The sequence below is a fragment of the Methylorubrum aminovorans genome (assembly GCF_022179725.1).
Classification (GTDB): domain Bacteria; phylum Pseudomonadota; class Alphaproteobacteria; order Rhizobiales; family Beijerinckiaceae; genus Methylobacterium; species Methylobacterium aminovorans.
This window is the reverse complement of sequence record NZ_BPRC01000013.1, coordinates 83,031-98,467: the sequence shown is the minus strand read 5'-3', so window position 1 is coordinate 98,467 and position 15,437 is coordinate 83,031. Positions and strand designations below refer to the sequence as shown.

The window sequence follows — 15,437 nt, the reverse complement described above, 5'->3', positions numbered from 1 at the left end:
TTCGTCTCGCAATCACGTGTCTCGGAGGGCGCGGCGGATCAGCGACCAGTAGCGCACCGGCATCAGGCGCTGGATCAGGACGGCGCGGCGGGCATCGGAACCGATCACCACGCGGGGCGCCCGCGTCTCGATCCCGCGCAGGATCGCCGCCGCCGCCGTCTCCGGGCGCAGGGTCAGCAGGCGCTCGAAGGCGGCCAGTCCGGCGGCGGCCTCGCCCGGATCCAGGGCGCGGGGCCTGCGGGCGTTGCGGGCGATGGCGGTGGCGACGCCGCCCGGATGCACCAGGGTGACGCCGAGCCCGGTCCCCTCGCATTCGTGGCGCAGGGCCTCGGTGAAGCCGCGCACGGCGAACTTGCTCGCCGCGTAGGCCGCCTGCCCCGCCGGCGCGATGATGCCGAACAGGCTCGACAGGTTGACGATCTGCGCCTGGGGTGCGGCCCGCAGCAGCGGCAGGCAGGCATGGGTCAGCCGCATCACCGCGTGCAGGTTCACCTCCATCAGCCAGTCGATATCGGCCGGGTCGGTCTCCTCGAACCGCCCGCCCAGCGCCACCCCGGCATTGTTGATGAGAAGCTGCAGCCCGCCGTGACGGGCCCGGACCGCCTCCGGCAGGGCCAGCAGCGCCGCGCGGTCGGTCAGGTCGAGCACGTGTTCACTGACCGCGACACCGGCGGCGCGGGCGGACTGCGCCGTCCGGGCCAAACCCTCCGCGTCCCGGTCGGCGAGCGCCAGGGCGCAGCCGCGCTCGGCCAGCGCGAGGCTCAGAGCCGCGCCGATCCCACTCGCCGCCCCCGTGACGAGGGCGGTGCGGCCCCGCAGAACGAAGCGCTGTCCCATCGCGTCTCAAGCCTCCGGGGGGAGGGGGCGCGTGCCGGTGGCCTCGGCCATGGTCTCGATCGCGGCCAGCTTGGCGTGGAACGCCGACCAGTCGTCGGCCTCCGCGATCGGCGCCCAGAGCGCCTCGACCTCGTCGATCAGCATCGTGCAGGGTTTTTCGCGGGCGAAGTAGGGGTGCTCGAGGTTGGCCCCGGCGGCGGGGCGCATCGCCTGGAACGCGGCATGGACCGGGCGGAAGGCGTCGCCGGCATAGTGCTCGCCCGCCGGGCTTCGGGCGGCGCGGGGCTCGCTCGCCAAGCCGCCGCGCCAGTCGAAGAAGACCTGCTCGAACGGGGCGCGGCTGGTCTCGAGAAAGGCCCAGAACGCGCCGACCAGCCGGTGGACCGCCCCCTCGCCCTCTCCCTGCGCGGGCGTCACCCCGAGCCGGGCCAGGATCGCCTCGGCGAACGCATCCTGAAGCGCTGGGCCGAAGCTCTTGAGGCCCGCCTCCAGCCGCTCCTTCGGCACGAGGCCGAGCAGGCAATCGGCCAGCCGGCTCAGGTTCCAGAACAGGGCCTCGGGCTGGCGACCGAAGCTGTAGAGGCCCCACTCGTCGAAATAGGCGGCGGTAAAAGCCGGATCGTGCGCGGGCGCGAAGCGCCAGGGGCCGTAATCGAAGCTCTCGCCGGTGACGTTGATGTTGTCGGTGTTGAGCACCCCGTGGACGAAGCCCGCGGCCATCCACTGCGCGCCCATCCGCGCCACCCGCGCGACCATCGCCTCGAAGAACTGGGCCGCGCGCTCGGCCGGCTCGGCCTCCTGGATGGCGGGATAGTAGGTCTCGACGACGTGATCGACGAGGCGGCCGATGGCCTCCGGCTGTTCGAGAAACAGGAAGCGTTGGAAGGTGCCGATGCGCAGGTGTGAGTGCGACAGCCGCACCAGCACCGCCGATCGCGCCGGGGAGGGCTCGTCGCCCCGCTCCAGCGCCTCGCCGGTCTCGATCAGGCTGAACGATTTCGAGGTCTCGACGCCGAGCGCCTCCAGCATGGCGGTGGCGAGCACCTCGCGCACGCCGCCCTTCAGGGTGAGCCGCCCGTCCGCCCCGCGCGACCAGGGCGTCGTGCCGCTGCCCTTGGTGCCGAGATCGAGCAGCCGGCGATCGCGCCGATCGTGGAGTTGCGCGAACAGGAAGCCGCGCCCGTCGCCGAGATCCGGATTGTAGGAGCGGAACTGGTGGCCGTGATAGCGCAGGGCCAGCGGCTGCTCGAACGAGCCGGGAAGGGGGGTGAACCGCGCGAAATGCGCGATCCAGGCCTCGTCCGACAGGTCATCGAGCCCGACGCGGCGCGCCCAGGCCTGATTGCGGTAGCGCAGGATCGCCGAGGGGAAATCGGCGGGCGCCACGACGTCGAAGAAGTCGGGTCCGAGATCGGCGTGGCGGCGCGAGGGTCTGAAATCGGACAGGGGTTCGGCTCCGGTGCGGCGGGAGGAGTCGGGCAGGCGAGGAGGAACGTCAAGCCGACGAAAGGGTGAACCCGGTGTGATCGCTTGAAGCGATCGCACCGGTTTTTTGCTGGCCTCAGTCACCGGTGCCCGCCTCCGCGGGCTCAGGCTTTCGCTCTGCTCGACGCCTCGGCCAAAAGCCGAGGCTCGCGCCGCGAAGCCGCTCAAGCGGCTTCGCGCAGCAACCCTCAGGGTGAACCCGACGGCGGGGAGGGGGGATCCCTCCGCCGAATGGCTGCCGTGCCCTCCCCTGGCTATTCCGCGACCTGCGCGGCATGGCATCGGACCGGTACGAGCCCCGAGCACGGATTTCCTGCGTGACCCAAGGCACTCCCGGCGCCCGCGCCTCCGCCGCGGCCTACCCGATCCTGACACTGACCACCCTGCTCTGGGCGGGCAACACGGTGGCCGGCAAGTGGGCGGTCGGCGAGGTCTCGCCGCAGGTGCTCACCACCCTGCGCTGGGCCTTCGCCTTCGCGGTGCTGGCGGTGGTGGCGCGCCGCGCCATCCTGGCGGACCGTGACCGGCTGATGCAGCGCTGGCCCTACCTGTTCCTGATGGGGGCCTTTGGCTTCACCATCTTCGCGAGCCTGTTCTACGCCGCCGGCACCTACACCACCGCCGTCAACGTCGCGCTGATCCAGGGGGCGGTTCCCGTCTTCGTCATGGCGCTGAACTTCGCCGTGCGCCGCGTGCCTGTGCGGGCCGGGCAGGTGTTGGGCGCCGCCGTCACCCTGGTGGGCGTCGCGGTGGCGACCACCCACGGCGATCTCGCGGTGCTGGCCCATCTCGGCCTCAATCGCGGCGACGGGCTGATGCTCGCGGCAAGCCTCGTCTATGCCGGCTACACCGTGGCGCTGGCCGGGCGGCCTCCGGTGTCGGGCCTCGCCTTCTTCACCGCGCTGGCGCTCGCCGCCTTCCTCACCTCGCTGCCGCCGCTGGCCGCGGAATGGGCGCTCGGCCGCGCGATCTGGCCCACCACCGCGACGGCCTGGGCCATCGTCGCCTTCGTCGCGCTCGGTCCCTCGCTGCTGGCGCAGCTCTCCTTCATCCGCGGCGTCGAACTGATCGGCCCGAACCGGGCCGGGCTGTTCGTGAACCTCGTGCCGGTCTTCGGCGCGGGGCTCGCCGTGCTTCTGGCGGGCGAGCCCTTCGGCGGGGCCGAGACGCTGGCGCTCCTCCTCGTGCTCGGCGGCATCCTCATCGCCGAGATCGCCGGGCGGCGCGCGGCGCGGGCCAGGACCGGCTGAAGGCGGGCAAAGTCAGCGACGGTCTCGGGGAAGGGGAGGGCGCGGCCCCGTCCCGCGCGGGGCTGGTGACAGGGGAGGCGGGACCGAAGGAGGCGACCGGAAGCGATGTCATCCCCGGCCGATCGAAGGACGGGCGGGAGAAACCGGCACCGAAAAACCGGCACCGCGGTGACCGGGACACAGAATGGGCCTCAAAACCCGTTAGAGTTCCTTCGAATCACCGTCGTGGATCTTTCCCATCGCAATGTCGTCCCCCCTCGCCCCAGCCGCTGGACGGCCGCCCGCGCCCTCGTGGCTCGGCGACGCCGCCGCCCTGGGGGCGACGGGGGTCGCGGTCGCCCTGCGCCATGCCCTGGACGACGTGCTGCCGCCGGGCTTCCCGTTCCTGACCTTCTTCCCGGCGGTGATCCTGACGACGTTCTTCTTCGGCCTGCGGCCGGGGATCGTCTGCGCGGTGCTCTCGGGGCTCGCCGCGTGGTACTTCTTCATCGGCGAGGCCGGCACCTTCCTACTTGATGCGCAGACGGGGCTGGCGCTCGGCTTCTATGCCTTCATCGTCGCCGTCGACATCGCCCTCATCCACCTGATGCGCGTCGCGGGCGATCGTCTGAGCGCGGAGCGGGCGGTCAGCGCGCAGCTCTACGAGCAGCAGCGCACCATGTTCCAGGAGCTGCAGCACCGGGTCGCCAACAACATGCAGTTCGTGGCGGCCCTTCTCGCCCTGCAGCGGCGCAAGGTCGTCGAGAACCCGCAGGAAGCCGTCGGCGTCTTCGACGAGGCGCAGACCCGGCTGGAGACGATCGCGCGCATCCATCGCCGCCTCTACGACCCCGCCCTGGCCGACCAGCCCGTGGGCCCGTACTTCCAGGAGCTCTGCGCCGACCTGCTCGGCGCCACGGGCGCGCGCAACATCGTCTGCCTCGTCGACGTGCCGCCGGTGCGCCTCGACCTCGCCCGCCTCACCACCCTGTCGCTGCTCGTGGTGGAAGTGGTGACGAATGCCCTGAAGCACGCCTTTCAGGGGAGCGGGCGCGGCACCATCACCATCCGGCTCGAAACTCTCGACGGGGGACAGGCGGCCCTCAGCATCGCCGACGACGGGCCGGGCATTCCCGCGAGCTTCGACCCGGCGGCGAGCCGCAGCCTCGGCTTCCGGATCGTCCAGGGGTTGGCCGCGCAGCTCGACGGCACGCTGTCCTACGCCAACGAGGGCGGCACGGTCGTCCGTCTCGTCTTCGCCACCGGACCTGCGCCCGCTGCGGCCTGACGGGACTGCGTCGGGCGGTGCCGGCCGGGGCAGGGCGCCTCCGTGGCGTGTGACGTCATACCGTTTCCGGTCGATCGCTTCGGGTTTGGCTCCGCGCCGTCGTGAGCGTCCGCGAAACGATTGAGCCGCTGCCGACCGTCCGGCGATCCGGTCGCCCGACAAGCCTGCTCCAGCTGCATCCAAGCTGTTCGCATAAGATATATTATGGAACCTGAGGGCGCGTGTAGGCCGCCTTTTCGGTATTCATTAACCATAAATGCCAGGGATTTTTCGGTTTTCCGCCCCTGGCTGCCGATCCGGTTGAGTGGCCGCGGCGCGGGACCAGCCGCGCGCCGAATAGGCTGGGCTCTCTGTCGCGGAACGCGGAGGGGATCCCTCGCAATCGTCACAATCGTCGGGCAACAGCGAGACGATCGGGAAACAGAACCGGCTGTCAGACACCTCGCCATGTCGTTCCGCACGCTTCCTGGACTGATCCTCGCCACCGCCCTCGCCGGCCCGTTCGGCCTGTCCGGCGCCTGCGCGCAGCCCGATGCGCCGCCGATCTCGGCTTCGGTCGCCGCCTCGCAGAAGCCGGCCTCCTCTGAGCGCCTGCCGACGAAGCTCGTCCGGCTCGCCTCCCTGCTCGGACGGGACGGCGAGGTGCGGATCGTGGCCTTCGGCTCCTCCTCGACGGAAGGGGCGGGCGCCTCGTCGCCGGCCATGGCCTACCCTGCCCTGCTGGAGCGCGACCTCGAGGAGCGCCTCCAGATCGGCGCGTCGAGCCCGCGTTCGATCACCGTGATCAACCGCGGCAAGGGCGGCGACACCTCCGAGGCGATGGCGCGGCGCCTGGAGCGCGACGTGCTGGCCGAGCGTCCGGATCTCGTGGTCTGGCAGACCGGCAGCAATGATCCGCTCGCCGGGGTGCCGCTGGAGCGCTTCGTCCAACTGACCCGTGCGGGCATCCTGGCGATCCGGGCGACGGGTGCCGACGTGGTGCTGATGGACCAGCAATGGTGCCAGAAGCTCACGGGCGTGGAAGGCGCCGAGCGCTACGGCGAGGCGCTTCACGCGCTCGCTGCCGAACTCGGCGTGCCGATGATCCGCCGCCGCGCCCTGATGCAGTCCTGGGTCACGCACGGGCTGATGACCCCGGCCCAGATGATCGGCCCCGACGGCCTGCACATGACCGATGCCGGGTATCGCCAACTCGCCAAGGCGGCCGCGGCCCAGATCCTCGTCGGCGCCGGCCTGATCCAGCCCTCGCTCGCCCGGAACTGACCCCGGAACCGACCGGGGCAGGGATGTCGTTTCGCTTGGAAAGCCCCCTCCCCGCCTTGCCGGTCCGTCCCATGAAGCAGACCGAACTGACCGAGGCGACGCTCGCCGCCTTCCTCGACGCCTTCTACGCCCGGGTGCGCCGCGATTCCCTGATCGGGCCCGTCTTCGCGGAAAGAATTCCGGACGAGGCCTGGCCGCGCCACCTCGCCACGATCCGCGATTTCTGGTCCTCGGTGCTGCTGAAGACCGGCCGCTACAAGGGCAACCCGTTCGGCCGCCATCTCGGTATCGAAGGGATTGCGCCGGCCCATTTCGCGCGCTGGCTTGGCCTGTTCGAGGAAACGGCGCGAGAGGTCTTCGAGCCGGCAATCGCGGCGGAGATCGTCGAGCGGGCGCATCGCATCGGCGACAGCCTCAAGGCCGGCCTGTTCTTCCGGCCCGAGATGCGCGGCGTTCGCGCCTGATCCCTCAGAGATCGACGGTCGCGCTCAGCCCGTCATGGGCCGGCACCACGTTCGCCGGCAGCTTCCTCGCCAAGGTCGCGTAGTCGAGATCGGTGTGGAGGTTGGTCAGGATGGCCCGGCGCGGGGCCACCTCCTCGATCAGCGCCAGTGCATCCGAGACCGAGTAGTGCGACGGGTGAGGGGTCTCGCGCAGGGCATCGATGATGAGCAGGTCGAGATCGTGCAGGCGCGCCTTGGCCGCCTCGGGCATCACGCTGACGTCCGGCGCGTAGGCGGCGGGGCCGAAGCGGAAGCCGTGGGCGATCTCGTTGCCGTGCTCCATGCGGAAGGCCTCCGCCTCGATCGGCCCACCCGCGCCGTCGATGGCGAGGCGCTCGCCCGCCTGCATCTCGTGCAGGTCGAGGATCGGCGGGTAGAGGCTGCCCGGCGGCGTCTCGAAGGCGTAGCCGAAGCGCTTGATCAGCATCGCGCGGGTGAGGGGATCGGCATGGACCGGGATGCGCCGGTGCATGTGGATGACGAGAGGCCGGACGTCGTCGATGCCGTGAGTGTGGTCGGCATGCGCATGGGTGTAGAGCAGGGCGTCGAGGCGGGTGACGCCGGCATCGATGAGCTGCTCGCGCAGGTCTGGCGAGGTGTCGACCAGCACCGTGGTGGCCCCCTCCCCTTCGTTTTCTTGCCCGTCTCCTGGTCGCCGCTCGACCAGCAGCGAGCAGCGGCGGCGGCGGTTGCGCGGATCGGTCGGATCGCAGGCGCCCCAGCCGTAGCCGACCCGCGGCACGCCACCGGACGAGCCGCAACCGAGGATGCGCAGGCTCAAGACCGGCATGCGCCCTCCCCCCTCGTCATACGCGGACGCCCTCGATCGCCGCGGCCTTCGAGAACAGCCGGTAGAAGTTGGCTGTCGTGCGCGCGGAAAAATCCTCGAAGGGCAGGTCGAGCGCCTTGGCCAGCACCCGCGCGGTGTCGGCGGTGTAGGCCGGCTCGCAGCGCCGGCCCCGGTGCGGCTCGGGCGCGAGGAACGGCGCGTCGGTCTCGACCAGGATGCGGTCGAGGGGCACGTTGCGGGCGATGTCGCGCAGCGCGTCCGAGCGGCGGAAGGTGACGATGCCGGAGAAGGAGACCGACAGGCCGAGTTCGACCCCGACCTCAGCCAGCCGGGCGCCGGACGAGAAGCAGTGCAGCACCGCCTTGAACGGCTCTCTCGCCATCTCGTCGGTGAGCACGGCCTCCATATGGGCGTCGGCATCGCGGGAATGGATCACCAGCGGCAGGCCGGAGAGGCGTGCGGCCTCGATATGGGCGCGCAGCACCCGCTCCTGCACCGCCTCCGGCGCGGCGTCCTCGTAATGGTAGTCGAGCCCGGCCTCGCCGATGCCAACGCAACGCGGAGCCCCGGCGAGCGCGGCGATCGTCTCGGCCGGCACGTCCGGCTCCTCGGCGGCGCCGTGCGGGTGGGTGCCCACCGTGTACCAGACCGCCGCGTGCGCCTCGGCGAGCGCGCGGTAGCTGTCGGCCTTGGCGACCCGCGTCGAGATCGTGAGGAGGCGCGTCACGCCGGCTTCCGCCGCGCGGGCGATCACGCCGGGGATGTCCTGCGCGAAGTCCGGGAAGTCGAGGTGGCAGTGGCTGTCGACCAGCATCGTCGCTTTTGATGGATCTTTTGGAGGAAGGAGCGACGGCCCTGTCAGGCCATCGCCTCCGGCTTCTCGAACCGCGGAAAAATCGGCGCCGGGGCGGGCAGCGGCGTGCCGCCCCGCAGGCGGTGCTCTTCTCCGGTGAAGGCGAAGCTGCGTCGATCCACCGGCACGGCGAGGAGATCGAGCAGAGCCGCGCCCGCCGTCGGCACGAAGGGCTGCACCATCAGGCCGACCCGGCGCAGGGTCTCGACCGTGACGTAGAGCACCGTATTCATGCGCGCCGGATCGCTCTTGCGCAGCTTCCACGGCTCCTCGGAGGCGAAGTAGCGGTTGGCCTCGCCGACCACGGCCCAGATCTCGGCCAGGATCGCGTGGAGCGCCAGATTCTGCATCAGCCCCCGCGTCTTGTCCGGCAGCGCGGCGGCGGCCGCGAGCAGGCGCTCGTCGGCCTCGGTGAACGTACCCGGCTCGGGCACCATGCCCTCACAGTTCTTCGCAATCATCGAGAGCGAGCGCTGGGCGAGGTTGCCGAGATCATTGGCGAGGTCCGCATTGATGCGGTTGATGATCACTTCGTGGTCGTAATTGCCGTCGCCGCCGAAGGGAGCCTCGCGCAGGAGGAAATAGCGTACGGGGTCGACGCCGTAGGTGCCGACGAGATCGAGCGGATCGACCACGTTGCCCAGCGACTTCGAAATCTTCTCGCCGCGACTCAGAAAAAAGCCGTGGCCGAAGATCCGCTTCGGCAGCGGCAGCCCGGCTGACATCAGGAAGGCCGGCCAGTACACCGCGTGGAAGCGGACGATGTCCTTGCCGATGATGTGCAGGCTCGCCGGCCAGAACCGGGCGTTGGGCGCCGCCGGGTCGGGAAAGCCCGTCACCGTCAGGTAGTTGGTGAGCGCATCGACCCAGACATACATGACGTGGCCGGGATGATCCGGCACCGGCACGCCCCAGTCGAAGGTGGTGCGGCTCATCGACAGATCCTTGAGGCCGGAGCGCACGAAGCTCGCGACCTCGTTCATCCGCGTCTCGGGACCGAGGAAGTCCGGCTGCTCCGCGTAGAGCTTGAGCAGGGGCTCCTGATACTTCGAGAGACGGAAGAGGTAGTTCTCCTCCTCCATCCACTCGACGGGCGTGTCCGTCTTGATCGAGCGGCGGCCGCCGTCGGGACCCAGAACGGTCTCGGCCTCGTCGTAATAGGCCTCGTCGCGCACGGAGTACCAGCCGGCATACTTGGCCAGATAGATGTCGCCTTTGGCCTCCATGCGCCGCCACAGCTCCTGCGCGGCGGCGTAGTGGTCGGCTTCCGTGGTGCGGATGAAGCGGTCGTAGGTGCAGTCGAGCCGGTCGGCCACCGCCTTGAAGCGCCCGGCCATGTCGTCGACGAAGGCGCGCGGCGTCACGCCGGCTTTGGCGGCCGTCTGCTGGATCTTGAGGCCGTGCTCGTCGGTGCCGGTGGTGAACAGCACGTCGCGCCCGTCGAGGCGGTGGAAGCGGGCGATGGCGTCGGTGGCGATCACCTCGTAGGCGTGGCCGATATGCGGCGCGCCGTTGGGGTAGGAGATCGCCGTGGTGATGAGGAAGGGCTCGTTCGCCTTCTCGCTCGCGCTCACGTCAGAGGATGTCCCGGATACGAAGGGTCGGTCAGACTGAAGAGCCTTGTGGCGCGAAACCATGCCGCGACGCAACCGGACCCCACGCCTCGAGGGCACGACACCACTTACCCGCCGCGGCCAGTTCCAGACGCGAGAAAGCCCCGCCGGGGACCCGGCGGGGCTTTCTCGATCGTGATGGATCCGTGGAAGGCGCTCAGGCGGCGCGCCGGACGGCGAGGGGGGAGAGGTTCTCGTTGCCGACCTTGACCGCACCGCGCTGGGCGGTGGGCGCCGCACCGCCGATGGCGGCGAATTCACCGGCGGAAGCCGTGCCGGCCTTCGGGCCGAGGCGGTTGGCCACCAGGGTGACCAGGGCAATGTTGACGGCGCCAGCAGCGACGGCAGCGAGGAGAGCCAGAGAGATCATGGGAAGCGTCCTGTCCGGTGTGTCTGCGGTGTGTTGCGTTGCAGCGTATGTGCCACCGCGGCGCACCTTTTGGTATACCAGACACCAAATGCCAGATATTCGCTGAATGCATGGATCGCGGCTGAGCAGGAGCGAGCCCCGACGTCATTGCATTATGATGCACATTAATCTGCAAAATGATCTATTTTGCATGGACACGGGATCAGGCCTCAGTTTAATCCTCGCTGCCATTGAGGCGGCCGAATAGTGCGGCTTGAGCGTGATTCAGAAGCGTCGAGCGGTCATCGCCGGCGTCTTCGGGGAATGTCTGCATGTCCATCGCCAGAATTCGCGAGACCGACGAGCAGTGGGTCGAGCTTCCGGAGCCGGACCTTGAGCGGTACCTGCTGCACACACGTGGCCAGGCCGCCAACGATAATCGCCGCTTATCGGCCGAAACCTTTCGCACCGTTCAGCTCGGTGCGTGCGTGGCGCTGATTGGGGCCGCCACGCTCATTGGTGCCCTGATCTGAGCGACGCCTCGGATCGTCGGCTCGCAGCCCATCGCTGACAACGAAAAAAGGCGCCTTTCGGCGCCTTCTTCGTCTCAGTGGATCGAGGACCGATTTCAGGCAGCCCGTTTCAGGCAGCCTTGCGACGGCCTTTGCCCTTAGCTTCTCCGTCGCCCCCCTCGTCGGCGCCGTCCGAGCCCTCGGCATTGAGACTCTCGGCGATCTGCGTGAGCAACTGGTCGGTCTTCTTCTCCTCCTGCAGGGTCTCATCGAGTAGTTTGGCAGCGTCGGCGTAGCCGAGCTGGCTCGCCCAGGTCTTCAGCGTGCCGTAACGGGCGATCTCGTAGTGCTCCACTGCCTGCGCGCAGGCGGCCAGCACGGCATCGGCCGCCGGGCTGTCCTCGAAGTCCTCCAGATCCTCCTCCATCTCGGAGGTGAGGCCCTGCATCGCCTCGCAGGTCTTGGCGCGCGCCGGCTTGCCGATGATCTCGAAGATCTGTTGCAGCCGCTCGACCTGATTGGCGCTTTCCTCGGCGTGGGTTTCGAAGGCTTGGCGCAGCTCCTCGTGCTCGGCCGCCTTGGTCGCTTTCTTCAGCGCACGTACGGACTGCTTTTCCGCATAATAAACATCCTTCAGCGTCTCGTAGAACGCGTCGTGCAAGGTCTTTTGCTTGTTGGCCATAGTAAGATATCTCCGTTTTTCTGAAAGAGTGGGCCGCGGGAGCAGGCTCACCGACAGCCGGTCCTGCAAAAACGCGAAGCTCGGCGCCTGGGTCCGAAAATGATCGGGGGAAAGACTGCAAAATTCCGGGAACCTTTGGCGCTCCCGATCACGCCGCGAACGGCTCAATCCTCCACAACCGCCACCTGTCCGGCGATGCCGTCCGTCTTGCCGCTGAGGCCCGGCACTTCATCGAGTTGGCGCAGGCTGGTGAAGCGGCCCCGTTCCTCACGGTAGCGCACGATCTCGAAGCCGTGGCCCTTCAGCGCCGGCACCTCATCCAGTTCCTCGGCGGTCGCGGTGTTGAGATCGAGCATGGCGGTTTCCTGTTCGGCCGGGACGGAACGTCGGCGGTCTGGGCCGGTTCCGCGTCTCCGCCTCCCCGAACGGCAGGTCTGCCGCGCAGCCTGTGGCCGAACGGCAGCAGGCGCCGAGGAACGCCGCCGCCACACCAAAACCGCCCAAGTTTTCGGTACGGGTCGAGTCCGTAAGCCGGCGGGGATCCGTCGCGCCCGCCGGAGTTGGACCACGCACCGTCATGCTCGCACGCCTCGCCAGGATGCTGTCCAGGCCCGCACGGACGGCGCCGCTGGTCGCCGCACATCCGTCGACCGGCCTCGCACCGAGCATCGCCCCTGAGGCCGTCTCCGCCCCGGCCGGTCGCCGCGCGGCCGCCGGCTTGGCCAACATCCAGATCCTGCGCGGGGTCGCGGCGGCGGTGGTGCTCGTCCATCACGCGGCGGTCTACGCCCAGCTCCTGCGCGGCGCGGACCGTCTGTTCCCGACCTTCGACGCGATGATGGGGTTGTGGGGCGTCGCCGTCTTCTTTGCGATCTCGGGCTGCCTCATGGCGGGTCTCGTGGTGCGCGACCGCCCCCTGGTGTTTCTGGCGCACCGGATCTCGCGGATCTTCCCGACCTATCTCGCGGTCGTGGCGCTGTTCGCCGCTGTGTTCGCAGCCCTCGGCCTGAATTTCGGCGGTCTCGCGCTGCTGTCCCTGTCGCTCGCGCCTGCCGGCCCGCGCAGCTATGCGCTCAACGTCGAGTGGACGCTTGTCTACGAGACGAGCTTCTATGTCGGCCTGTTCCTGCTCGCGCGTGCGGGCCTTGCCCGCCGGATCGTGCCGCTGGCCGTCCTCTGGCTGGCTCTGCTGGCGGCGGCCTCCCTGCTGCTGCCGGCGGCCTCGCGCGACCTGGTCCTGCCGCCGGCCTACCTGCTTCCCGTGGTGGCCGCCTGCGTGCCCTTCGCCGGCGGCCTGCTGCTGCCCCGGCTGATCGCCTCCGGACGGATGACACCCGTGGCCGGGTTGCTGGCGCTGCCGCTGTTCGCCGCCTGCCTCTTCGTTGAGCGCGATGCGGCGCGCTGGCTCGGCGGGATCGCGGCTGTGCTGCTCGTGGGGGCCGCGGCCTCGGCCCGTCAGGCAAGGGGCGAGGGCGCCGTGACGCGGGCGGCGCTCGCCCTCGGGGATGCGAGCTACCTGCTCTACCTCATCCACGTCCCGGTGCTGACGCTGACCGCCTCGGCGGTGCCCGCCCACTGGTCCGGGTTCGCCTACGGACTCACCGCCGTCATGGCCGCGCTCGGGCTCGCCGCGCTGCTCGGGCCCTTCGATCTCGCGCTCTACCGCGCCCTGCGCCGCCGCATCGACGCGGCCACGCCCGCCACCCTCAAAAGCTGGCTCGCTGCCTACCTGCTGATATTTGCCGGTTGTGCCGCCTGGGGCAGCGCCGAGACCGCCCGCAACGATTGGCACGAGCGGCGGGCGCGCGCGGCGCTGGCCGCCCTGCCCACTGAGGCCTGGACCGACCTCAGGGCGGCCAAAGCGGCGATCGAGGGCCGCGGCCTCGCGCTTCCCCCATCGATGCAGGGCGCGCTGGAGGGTATCGAGCCGGCCTCGCCGGTCGATTTCGTGGTCTCGGCCTACGCCTACGATCCGGCGCGGCCGAAGCAGACCTACCTGCTGGCCGTCTACTGCTCCGGCCGCCTGATCGGCCTCGACCGGCCGCGCCGATGGCGCAAGGACCTCGCCGCTGTGACCGGTTCGACGCGGCCGGGCCGGATCGGCTTCCTGATGCAGATCCCCACCGCCGCCTGCGCGGCGGACCCGGCTCCGCTCGTGCTCGCCATCGATACGGAGGGGCGGATGGCCGTGCTGGGGCGCTGAACGCGTCTCATGCCGAATCCGGAACTCCGGGGGAGGGCGGATTCGGTCTCCGCTCAAGCCCGTGCGGCGGCGGCCAACTCGCGGAAGGCCGCGAGCACCAGCGGCCGGCGGTCGAGGTTGTAGATCGCCGCCTCGCGGGTGGAGGACGCGATCCGCTCGGCTGCCTCGACGAGCCCGAGCAGGCGGGCCGGGCCCTCGCCCTGGCGCCGGTCGAGTTCGGCCGCGACGTGGCGCTGGATCGTGTCGAGGGCGGTCGCGAGCAGCCCCTCGGCGTCGCGGCCGGCCAGCGTCTCGGCGAGCTTGAGGACGCGCCGCCCGTCGGGCTCGGGCAGGCCGGCCAGCAGCGCCGACACCTCCGCCTCGACCGCGGCGGTGGCCGGATCGAGCAGGGCCACGGCGCGGGCGACCGAGCCCTCGCACAGTGCCGCCGCTCGCCCCAGGGCCGCCGCGTCGGGCTGGGCGAAGGGCGGCGGGAAGCTCTCGATCACCGTGCGCACGTCGGACGCCGCGAGGGCGCGCAGGGAGAGCGCCCGGCAGCGGGAGCGGATCGTCGGCAGCAGGCGGCCGGGCGCGTGCGAGACGATGAGGAAGATCGCCCGCGGCGGCGGCTCCTCGATCATCTTGAGGAGCGCGTTGGCGCTGTTGGCGTTGAGATCCTCGGCGCTGTCGACGATGCAGACGCGCCAGCCCCCCTCCCCGCCCGCGGTCGAGCCGAACAGGGCGAGCGCCTCACGGGCGGCATCGACCGAGATGCGGGTCGGCAGGGTCTTGGCGCCGGGGGCCTGGACCCGGCGGAGCGCGACGAGGTTCGGATGCGACAGGGCCGCCACCTGGCGCGCGGCCGGATGATCCTCCGGCACGTCGAGGGATTCGGAGGCCGGGAGCGAGCGCGGGTCGGCGACGAGCCGGCGCGCGACGCGGTAGGCCAGCGTTGCCTTGCCGATGCCCACGGGGCCGCCGATCAGCCAAGCGTGGTGGAGCCGGCCCGCGGCCAGAGCGCTGGCGAAGGCGGCCTCCGCCGCGGCATGGCCGAGGAGGCGAGTCTGCTCGCGCGGGCGCGGAATGTGGGCGAGATCGCCCGCCTCGGCCTCGGTGCGGGCAGCGTCGCGGGCGGAACTAGGCCGCATGGTCGTGGCCCTCCCCCGCGGCCGCGAGGAGGTCCGGCCGCCACGTGGAGACGGCCTCGCGGATGATCGCCTCGACCGCGTCGGGGCCGAGATCGGCATCGATGAGGCGGCAGCGCTCCGGTTCGATTTCAGCGATGGCGCGGAAGGCCGCCCGCAGCCGCTCGTGGAAGCGCAGGCCCTCCGCCTCGAAGCGGTCGGCGGCGGTGCCCTCCCCGCGCCGCTGCGCCCGCGCGAGCCCGGTTTCGGGCGGCAGATCGAGGATCAGGGTGAGGTCGGGGCGCAGGCCCTCCAGCGTCACCCGCTCCAGGCTGGCGATCAGCCCCGGCTCCAGGCCGCCGGCCGCGCCCTGGTAGGCGCGGGTCGAGTCGGAGAAGCGGTCGCACAGCACGATCGCGCCGCGGGCGAGCGCAGGGCGGATCAGCCCCTCGATATGATCGATGCGGGCAGCGGCGAACATCAGCGCCTCGGCGAACGGCCCGTAGGGCTTGGCCGCGCCGCGCAGCAGCGCCGCACGCAGCTCCTCCGCCCGCTTCGTGCCGCCGGGCTCGCGGGTGGTCACGACCTCGCGCCCGCTCGCCTGCCTCAGGGCTTCGGCAAGGCGTGCGATCTGGGTGGACTTACCCGCCCCCTCCCCGCCCTCGAAGGTGATGAAGACGCCCCGCGGCGCATCGCTCGACATGGGGCGGGGCTAGCACAGTGAAGG

16 protein-coding genes are annotated in these 15,437 nt (G+C 70.5%); 6 read left to right on the top strand and 10 right to left on the bottom strand.

Annotated elements, in window-relative coordinates:
• Positions 1 to 12 precede the first annotated feature (12 nt).
• Positions 13 to 837, bottom strand: a complete 825-nt coding sequence (locus MFF24_RS17855) for an SDR family NAD(P)-dependent oxidoreductase (RefSeq protein ID WP_238226066.1) — start codon at positions 835 to 837, stop codon at positions 13 to 15.
• Positions 838 to 843: 6 nt separating this feature from the next.
• Positions 844 to 2,223, bottom strand: a complete 1,380-nt coding sequence (locus MFF24_RS17850; protein ID WP_283214520.1) for a protein adenylyltransferase SelO — start codon at positions 2,221 to 2,223, stop codon at positions 844 to 846.
• Between the two features lie 416 nt (positions 2,224 to 2,639).
• Here MFF24_RS17850 and MFF24_RS17845 point away from each other — a divergent pair, with 416 nt between their 5' ends.
• The 4 genes from MFF24_RS17845 (at position 2,640) to MFF24_RS17830 (ending at position 6,566) form a co-directional block, all read left to right on the top strand.
• Positions 2,640 to 3,572: a DMT family transporter gene (locus tag MFF24_RS17845; RefSeq protein WP_238226064.1), complete on the top strand. Its 933-nt coding sequence runs from the start codon at positions 2,640 to 2,642 to the stop codon at positions 3,570 to 3,572.
• A gap of 244 nt (positions 3,573 to 3,816) precedes the next feature.
• Positions 3,817 to 4,839: a sensor histidine kinase gene (locus MFF24_RS17840; protein WP_108941883.1), complete on the top strand. Its 1,023-nt coding sequence runs from the start codon at positions 3,817 to 3,819 to the stop codon at positions 4,837 to 4,839.
• Positions 4,840 to 5,286: 447 nt separating this feature from the next.
• Positions 5,287 to 6,102, top strand: a complete 816-nt coding sequence (locus MFF24_RS17835) for an SGNH/GDSL hydrolase family protein (RefSeq protein WP_238226062.1) — start codon at positions 5,287 to 5,289, stop codon at positions 6,100 to 6,102.
• 71 nt (positions 6,103 to 6,173) lie between these two features.
• Complete coding sequence (locus MFF24_RS17830; protein WP_108941885.1) at positions 6,174 to 6,566, top strand: group III truncated hemoglobin; 393 nt, start codon at positions 6,174 to 6,176, stop codon at positions 6,564 to 6,566.
• Between the two features lie 4 nt (positions 6,567 to 6,570).
• On the opposite strand, the gene MFF24_RS17825 is transcribed toward MFF24_RS17830, so the two are convergent.
• The 4 genes from MFF24_RS17825 to MFF24_RS17810 all read right to left on the bottom strand — a co-directional run bounded on the left by MFF24_RS17825 (position 6,571) and on the right by MFF24_RS17810 (position 10,231).
• Complete coding sequence (locus MFF24_RS17825; protein ID WP_238226059.1) at positions 6,571 to 7,395, bottom strand: MBL fold metallo-hydrolase; 825 nt, start codon at positions 7,393 to 7,395, stop codon at positions 6,571 to 6,573.
• Positions 7,396 to 7,411: 16 nt separating this feature from the next.
• Positions 7,412 to 8,209 carry a TatD family hydrolase gene (locus tag MFF24_RS17820; protein ID WP_238226057.1) on the bottom strand — a complete coding sequence of 266 codons (798 nt, stop codon included), beginning with the start codon at positions 8,207 to 8,209 and terminating at the stop codon, positions 7,412 to 7,414.
• Positions 8,210 to 8,253: 44 nt separating this feature from the next.
• Positions 8,254 to 9,822 (bottom strand): methionine--tRNA ligase, encoded by a 1,569-nt coding sequence (gene metG, locus MFF24_RS17815; protein ID WP_238226055.1) that lies wholly within the window; start codon positions 9,820 to 9,822, stop codon positions 8,254 to 8,256.
• Between the two features lie 196 nt (positions 9,823 to 10,018).
• Positions 10,019 to 10,231: a hypothetical protein gene (locus MFF24_RS17810; RefSeq protein WP_108941889.1), complete on the bottom strand. Its 213-nt coding sequence runs from the start codon at positions 10,229 to 10,231 to the stop codon at positions 10,019 to 10,021.
• Between the two features lie 311 nt (positions 10,232 to 10,542).
• Between MFF24_RS17810 and MFF24_RS17805 the strand changes: the two genes are divergently transcribed.
• On the top strand, positions 10,543 to 10,743 hold the full coding sequence (locus MFF24_RS17805) for a hypothetical protein (protein WP_108941890.1): 201 nt from the start codon (positions 10,543 to 10,545) through the stop codon (positions 10,741 to 10,743).
• Positions 10,744 to 10,852: 109 nt separating this feature from the next.
• On the opposite strand, the gene MFF24_RS17800 is transcribed toward MFF24_RS17805, so the two are convergent.
• Positions 10,853 to 11,404 (bottom strand): YciE/YciF ferroxidase family protein, encoded by a 552-nt coding sequence (locus MFF24_RS17800; protein ID WP_166061523.1) that lies wholly within the window; start codon positions 11,402 to 11,404, stop codon positions 10,853 to 10,855.
• Positions 11,405 to 11,568: 164 nt separating this feature from the next.
• Positions 11,569 to 11,760: a helix-hairpin-helix domain-containing protein gene (locus tag MFF24_RS17795; protein WP_108941892.1), complete on the bottom strand. Its 192-nt coding sequence runs from the start codon at positions 11,758 to 11,760 to the stop codon at positions 11,569 to 11,571.
• Positions 11,761 to 11,981: 221 nt separating this feature from the next.
• On the opposite strand from MFF24_RS17795, the gene MFF24_RS17790 reads away from it, so the two are divergent.
• Positions 11,982 to 13,607, top strand: coding sequence for an acyltransferase family protein (locus MFF24_RS17790; RefSeq protein WP_238226053.1), 1,626 nt, complete (start codon positions 11,982 to 11,984; stop codon positions 13,605 to 13,607).
• Positions 13,608 to 13,660: 53 nt separating this feature from the next.
• Here the strand turns inward: MFF24_RS17790 and MFF24_RS17785 are convergent, their stop codons facing one another.
• The gene (locus tag MFF24_RS17785) at positions 13,661 to 14,734 is read right to left on the bottom strand and encodes a DNA polymerase III subunit delta' (RefSeq protein ID WP_238226052.1); all 1,074 of its coding nucleotides are present in this window, start codon (positions 14,732 to 14,734) and stop codon (positions 13,661 to 13,663) included.
• Positions 14,724 to 15,413, bottom strand: coding sequence for a dTMP kinase (gene tmk / locus MFF24_RS17780; RefSeq protein ID WP_238226050.1), 690 nt, complete (start codon positions 15,411 to 15,413; stop codon positions 14,724 to 14,726). The genes MFF24_RS17785 and tmk overlap by 11 nt, the downstream gene beginning before the upstream one ends.
• Between the last annotated feature and the right edge of the window lie 24 nt (positions 15,414 to 15,437).